The 6,509-nt window shown below is 69.2% G+C and carries 7 protein-coding genes and 1 riboswitch; of the genes, 6 read left to right on the top strand and 1 reads right to left on the bottom strand.

From position 1 onward, the window contains the following. Window positions 1-201: 201 nt before the first annotated feature. Window positions 202-293: riboswitch (glycine riboswitch) on the top strand. A gap of 165 nt (window positions 294-458) precedes the next feature. From gcvT to DDF67_RS12895, 6 genes are all read left to right on the top strand, one after another. Beyond that, window positions 459-1,583, top strand: a complete 1,125-nt coding sequence (gene gcvT / locus DDF67_RS12920) for a glycine cleavage system aminomethyltransferase GcvT (RefSeq protein ID WP_199229220.1) — start codon at window positions 459-461, stop codon at window positions 1,581-1,583. A 76-nt stretch (window positions 1,584-1,659) separates the two neighbouring features. Next, window positions 1,660-2,025 (top strand): glycine cleavage system protein GcvH, encoded by a 366-nt coding sequence (gene gcvH / locus DDF67_RS12915; RefSeq protein WP_109101294.1) that lies wholly within the window; start codon window positions 1,660-1,662, stop codon window positions 2,023-2,025. A 174-nt stretch (window positions 2,026-2,199) separates the two neighbouring features. Continuing rightward, window positions 2,200-3,543: an aminomethyl-transferring glycine dehydrogenase subunit GcvPA gene (gcvPA, locus tag DDF67_RS12910; RefSeq protein WP_109101293.1), complete on the top strand. Its 1,344-nt coding sequence runs from the start codon at window positions 2,200-2,202 to the stop codon at window positions 3,541-3,543. Continuing rightward, entirely contained in the window at window positions 3,540-5,111 is a 1,572-nt protein-coding gene (gcvPB, locus tag DDF67_RS12905) for an aminomethyl-transferring glycine dehydrogenase subunit GcvPB (protein WP_109101292.1), read from the top strand. The genes gcvPA and gcvPB overlap by 4 nt, the downstream gene beginning before the upstream one ends. Window positions 5,112-5,242: 131 nt before the next feature. Continuing rightward, window positions 5,243-5,656 (top strand): hypothetical protein, encoded by a 414-nt coding sequence (locus DDF67_RS12900; protein ID WP_058348592.1) that lies wholly within the window; start codon window positions 5,243-5,245, stop codon window positions 5,654-5,656. A gap of 21 nt (window positions 5,657-5,677) precedes the next feature. Beyond that, the gene (locus DDF67_RS12895) at window positions 5,678-6,115 is read left to right on the top strand and encodes a hypothetical protein (protein WP_109101291.1); all 438 of its coding nucleotides are present in this window, start codon (window positions 5,678-5,680) and stop codon (window positions 6,113-6,115) included. On the opposite strand, the gene DDF67_RS12890 is transcribed toward DDF67_RS12895, so the two are convergent. Next, window positions 6,110-6,502: an endonuclease domain-containing protein gene (locus DDF67_RS12890; protein ID WP_109101290.1), complete on the bottom strand. Its 393-nt coding sequence runs from the start codon at window positions 6,500-6,502 to the stop codon at window positions 6,110-6,112. The two genes, DDF67_RS12895 and DDF67_RS12890, sit on opposite strands and share 6 nt — an antisense overlap. Between the last annotated feature and the right edge of the window lie 7 nt (window positions 6,503-6,509).

Below are 6,509 nucleotides of genomic sequence, written 5' to 3'. Positions count from 1 at the left end.
CCCACCGGCATCAGCGCCTCGGCGAAACTGAACTGACCCGTCTGCTTCACCGCCATGCCTGGCCTCCCCGTACTAAACCCAGGGAATCACAATCGGCTAATTTCGCAACACTCCCCCTGCGGGAGAGGGATCCCGCAAGCTGGTCGAGGACCCCGACGCCGCTGCTGCTTGACTCGCCGCCGACCGTCGCTCATTGAGCCGGTGACCCTCGCGGGAGACGTCGGGATTCGTGTCCCGAGGCCGAAGGCGCAACCGCCCCGGAAACGCTCAGGCAAAAGGACCGCGCGGGTTTAGGAACGCTGGAAAGAAGCCGCTCGAAAGGGCGGCTCGCCGAAGGAGCAAGGCCCCTCCCCCTTCTGGAGGACGAGGGCCGGAATCTCTCAGGCCTAAGGGACAGCGGGGGCGCGACCAACCGGCGGAAGCCGGACCGTCGCCGACCCCGTTTCGGAGCCCTGCGCGTGTCCACCGACGATCTCAAGAAGACCCCGCTGTTCGACGCCCACGTGGCGGCCGGCGCCCGCATGGTGCCGTTCGCGGGCTATTCCATGCCCGTGCAATACAAGGACGGCGTGCTGAAAGAGCACCTGTGGACCCGCGAGCACGCGGGCCTGTTCGACGTCTCGCACATGGGTCAGGCCCGCATTCGCAGCGCCAATGGTGAAACAAGCCCGGCCAAGAGCTTCGAGAAGGTGGTCTCGGCCGACTACCAGGGCCTGAAGGCCGGCAAGCAGCGCTACGGCGTCCTGCTCAATGCGCAAGGCGGCATCATCGACGACCTGATGACCGCCCGTCCCGACGACGATGGCCTGTTCGTCGTGGTCAACGGCGCCTGCAAGGACAACGACTACAAGATCATCGCCGAGACCCTGGCCGGCGAAGCCACGGTCGAGCGCCTGGAAGACCGCGCGCTGCTGGCGCTGCAAGGCCCCGAGGCCGCCGCCGTTCTGGCCGCCCACGTTCCGGAAGCCGCGACCATGGTGTTCATGGACGCCCGCGCCGTGACCGCCTTCGGCGTTCCCGCCATCATCTCGCGCTCGGGCTATACCGGCGAGGACGGCTACGAGATCTCGGTCCCGGCCTCGGACGCCGAGCGCGTCTGGAACACCCTGCTGGAAGACGAGCGCGTCAGGCCGATCGGCCTGGGCGCCCGCGACAGCCTGCGCCTGGAAGCGGGCCTGCCGCTCTACGGCCACGACCTGGACGAGACGGTCTCGCCCATTGAGGCGGGCCTGAACTTCGCCGTCGGCAAGAGCCGCCGCGAGGCCGGCGACTTCCTGGGCGCCGAACGGATCACCAGGGAACTGGGCGGCGAGCTGGCCCGCGTCCGCGTGAACCTGAAGGTTCTGGAAGGCGCCCCGGCCCGCGAAGGCGCCGAGATCGCCGACGCCGACGGGAACGTCATCGGCAAGGTCACCAGCGGCGGTTTCGGCCCCAGCTTCGGCGGCGCCATCGCGATCGGTTTCGTGCCCCCGGCCTACGCCGTGATCGGCGAAACCCTGAAAGTCATCGTCCGGGGCAAGCCGGCGGCCGCACAGGTCGTCGCCTCTCCGTTCGTTCCCACCCGTTACGTCCGCAAACTCTAAGCCGACGCGACAGCCAAAAGTGGGCGCCGGTTTTGGCGTCCGTCGCGTCGCCAGCAAAAACGAAAGGGCCACACCAATGCGCTTCACCAAAGACCATGAATGGGTCGTCGTCGAAGGCGACATCGCCACCGTCGGCATCACCGCCTACGCCGCCGAGCAGCTGGGCGACGTGGTGTTCGTCGAGGTTCCGGAAGTCGGCAAGACCGTGGCCCAGGGCGACGGCCTGGCCGTCGTCGAGAGCGTCAAGGCCGCCTCGGACGTCTACGCCCCGGTGTCGGGCGAAGTGGTCGAAGCCAACGCCGAACTGGGCGACGCGCCGGAAACCGTCAACGCCGTTCCGGAAGCCGGCGGCTGGTTCGCCAAGCTGAAGCTTTCCAACCCGGCCGAGGTCGACGCCCTGATGGACCGCGACGCCTACGAGGCGTTCCTGAGCACGCTTTAAGGAAGACCCCTTCCCCCTTGATGGGGGAAGGGCAGGGTTGGGGGTGACCCCACCGCCCTGAACTTGGAGCGTGGCGGGCGCCGAAACCGCTGACACTTTCGGCTGCCACGCTCTGGAAACACCCCCATCCCCGCCCCTTCCCCCATCAAGGGGGAAGGGAGAAGGACCTGATTGATGCGCTACCTCCCCCTGACCCCCGAAGACCGCGCCGACATGCTCGGCGTGATCGGCGCGGGCTCGATCGACGAGCTGTTCGTCGACGTGCCGGCCGTCGCCCGCCGCAGCGAGCCTGTGGACCTGCCCCATCACGCCGGCGAGATCGAGGTCGAGCGCGAGCTCCTGCGCCTGTCGCGCCGCAACCGCTCGGCGGCCGAGGGGCCGTTCTTCGTCGGGGCCGGGGCCTATCGCCACCACGTGCCGGCCACGGTCGACCACATCATCCAGCGGTCGGAGTTCCTGACCAGCTACACGCCCTACCAGCCGGAAATCGCCCAGGGCACGCTGCAGGTGCTGTTCGAGTTCCAGAGCCAGGTCGCGGCCCTGACCGGCATGGATGTGGCCAACGCCTCGCTCTATGACGGCTCGACCGCCACGGCCGAGGCCGTGATGATGGCCCAGCGCGTCACCCGCAAGAACAAGGCCGTGCTGTCGGGCGGCGTCCACCCGCAGTATGTCGGCGCGGTCGAGACCCTGGCCCACGCCGCCGGCGTGACCACCCATCGCCTGCCGGCCGCCATCGACGCCGAGGACGCGGTGATCGCCGCCATCGACGCTGACACCGCCTGCGTCGTGGTGCAGACCCCCAACGTCTTCGGCACGGCCACCGACGTGACCAGGATCGCCGAGGCCGCCCACGCCGCCGGCGCCCTTTTGATCGTGGTCACCACCGAGGCCGTGTCCTACGGCCTCTTGAAGTCGCCGGGCGCCATGGGCGCCGACATCGCCGTGGCCGAGGGCCAGTCGATCGGCAACGGCCTGAACTTCGGCGGTCCTTACGTCGGCCTCTTCGCCTGCCGCGAAAAGTTCGTCCGCCAGGCCCCGGGGCGCCTCTGCGGCGAGACGGTCGACGCCGACGGCAAGCGCGGCTTCGTGCTGACCCTGTCGACCCGCGAGCAGCACATCCGCCGCGACAAGGCCACGTCGAACATCTGCACCAACAGCGGCCTGTGCGCCCTGGCCTTCTCGATCCACATGAGCCTCTTGGGCGAGCAGGGCCTGCGCCAGCTGGCCTCGCTGAACCACCAGAAGGCTCTCGCGACGGCGAAGGCCCTGGCGGCCATCCCGGGCGTCGAGATCCTCACCCCGCGCTTCTTCAACGAGTTCGCCGTGCGCCTCCCCAAGGACGCCGCCGAGGTCGTCGAGACCCTGGCCGCCCACGGCGTCATCGCCGGCGTGCCCTATTCGCGCCTGGAGCCGGGCGCGGGCCTGGACGACGTGCTGCTGGTCGCCACGACCGAAACCACGCTCGACACCGACATCACCTTCTTCGCCAAGCTGCTGGCCGGAGCCGTCCAATGAGCATGAACAATGTCGGACGTCCCACCCGTCCCGAAGCTTCCAACGATGACGCTGGCTTTAACTCCCTGTCGGGCGGCCGCGGCCTGCTGCAGGACGAGCCGCTGATCTTCGAACTGGGCGGCTGGACCAAGACCGGCGTCGACCTGCCGGACGTCGTCCCCGCCGACAGCGCTCTCGCCGGCCTGACCCGGGACGAGCCCATCGGCCTGCCGGGCCTCTCCGAGCCCGAAGCGGTGCGCCACTACGTGCGCCTGTCCCAGAAGAACCACGCCATCGACCTGGCGCTCTATCCGCTGGGCTCGTGCACGATGAAGCACAACCCGCGCCTGAACGAGAAGATGGCGCGCCTGCCGGGCCTGTCGGACATCCACCCGCTGCAGCCGCAGTCGACGGTGCAGGGCGCGATCGAACTGATGGACCGCCTGGCCCATTGGCTCAAGACGCTGACGGGCATGCCCGCGGTCGCCCTGAGCCCCAAGGCCGGCGCCCACGGCGAGCTGTGCGGCCTGCTGGCCATCCGCGCCGCCCACGAGGCGGCCGGCAACGGCCATCGCAAGACCGTGCTGGCCCCGACCAGCGCCCACGGCACCAACCCGGCCACGGCGGCCTTCTGCGGCTATACCGTCGTCGAGATCGCCCAGACCGACGACGGCCGCGTCGATCTCGCCGACCTGGAAGCCAAGCTCGGCGACCACGTGGCGGCGATCATGGTCACCAACCCCAACACCTGCGGCCTGTTCGAGCGCGACGTGGTGGAGATCGCCCGCCTGACCCACGCGGCGGGCGCGTACTTCTACTGCGACGGCGCCAACTTCAACGCCATCGTCGGCCGGGTGCGCCCGGGCGACCTGGGCGTCGACGCCATGCACATCAACCTGCACAAGACCTTCTCGACGCCCCACGGCGGCGGTGGTCCGGGCGCGGGTCCGGTGGTGCTTTCGGAGGCTCTCGCCCCGTTCGCCCCCACCCCGTGGGTGGTGCATGACGAGAATGGCTACAAGCTGGTCGAGGAGGCCGTCGGCCCCGCCGCCCAGGCCTTCGGCCGGATGAGCGCCTTCCACGGCCAGATGGGCATGTACGTGCGCGCCTACGCCTACATGCTCAGCCACGGCGCCGACGGCCTGCGCCAGGTGGCCGAGGACGCGGTGCTGAACGCCAACTACATCAAGGCCCGCCTGTCGGACCTGATGAGCCCGGCCTTCCCGGAAGGCCCGTGCATGCACGAGGCCTTGTTCGACGACGCCTGGCTGGAAGACACCGGCGTGACCACGCTCGACTTCGCCAAGGCGATGATCGACGAGGGCTTCCACCCGATGACCATGTATTTCCCGCTGGTGGTGCATGGCGCGATGCTGATCGAGCCGACCGAGACCGAGTCGAAGGCCGAGCTCGACCGCTTCATCGAGGCCCTGCGCCTGCTCGCCCAGGCCGCCAAGGCCGGCGAGACGGGCCGCTTCAAGAACGCCCCGCACCTGGCGCCGCTCAAGCGCCTGGACGAGACTCTGGCGGCCCGGAAGCCGAAGTTGAAGTGGAAACCTGTGGCCCCCGCGCCACTCGCCGCGGAATAGCTGCAACAGCAGCACGAATGCGGAACGGGGCGCCTTTACGGAAGGGCGCCCCGTTTCCATATGCAGCTTGTGAGACGAGGGGGCCGGTCTTTTTCCGGAAACCGGCGGACCACAAGCCCCGTTCAGCCCCCATGAACCTCGCCATCGCCATGCCGCCCGTGCGCCTTTCCGTTGCCGACGAACTCGCCCGCGAGCTCCTCGGCCGGATTATTCGCGGCCTGCTCGTGGCGCTCGGCCTGGTGTTCATCGCCGCCGGCTTTCTCATCGCGCCCCTGCCGGGCCCCATGGGCGTGCCGCTGACGGTCATCGGCCTGATGCTGGTGCTGCGCAACTCCTTCAAGGCCCGCAAGCAGTTCGTCCGCTTCCAGCACGCCCACCCCAAGCTGGTCTTCCCGCTGCGCCGCCTCCTGCGCCGCGAGCCAGAGGTCGTGCTGGTGGCCTGGCAGCAGGCCCTGCGCATCGAAAAGCTGGTGATCCCGCGCCGCTGGCGCGTGGCCAAGCGCTGGCGCAAGGCGCTCAAGCGCCGGGGCCAGCGCGCGGTCTAGGGGCCCCGTGAGCCGCTTCCAGTGAACCGGCGCGACCCCAGGGTCGTTCGCCGCCTTTCCAGCCTCCGTCGCCGCCGGCTGGCCTTCGTCGTGCGCGAGACCGCCGCTCGCGTGACCCGGATCCTGCTGATCGCGCTGGGCGTGCTGATCCTGCTGGCCGGGGCGGTGCTGACGCCCCTGCCCGGCCATGTGGGCCTGCCGTTGCTGGTGCTGGGCCTGATGGTGGTGCTGCGCAACTCCTTCCAGGCCCGCCGCCGGTTCATCCGCTGGCAGAAGCGCCACCCCAAGCTGATCTTCCCCATCCGCCGCCTGATGCGCCGCGAGCCTGAGATCCTGCTGGTGGCCTGGCAGCAGCTTCTGCGCAGCGAGAAGGTGGTGTTGAGGCGGCCGGGCTGGCGGGTGCTGAAGCGAGGGCGCAAGGCGGTGCGGAAGGCGCTGGGGAAAACCCCTCTCTCATAGAGAGAGGGAGGGGCCCGCCGCCGCAGGCGGTGGGAGGGTGAGAGGTTTCAGCCTGTCCAAACGGAGCACGGCCAGGATGTCCTCCGCCGCGCCGCCGGGGTCGCCCAGGACCCGTTCGTTCGGCAGCCTCAGCACCACATAGCCGAACAGCTCCAACGTCTGGGTGCGGCACGCATCGTAGTCCTCGCGCCCCTCATGCGAAGCGCCATCCAGCTCGACGATCAGCTTGCCGGCCTCGCAGACGAAATCGGCGAAGTAGCGGTCTATAGGGACCTGACGCAGGAAGCGGAAACCGCCCAGGCGGCGATTGCGCACCAGCTTCCACAGTGTCTTTTCGGCCAGGGTCTGATCCCGGCGCAGGCGGCAAGCGTTGGCGGTCGTGTCCATGCCGCCA

It is taken from the genome of Caulobacter endophyticus (assembly GCF_003116815.1).
Taxonomy (GTDB): domain Bacteria; phylum Pseudomonadota; class Alphaproteobacteria; order Caulobacterales; family Caulobacteraceae; genus Caulobacter; species Caulobacter endophyticus.
The sequence above is the reverse complement of the archived record's forward strand: the minus strand, read 5'-3'. Positions and strand labels throughout refer to the sequence as shown.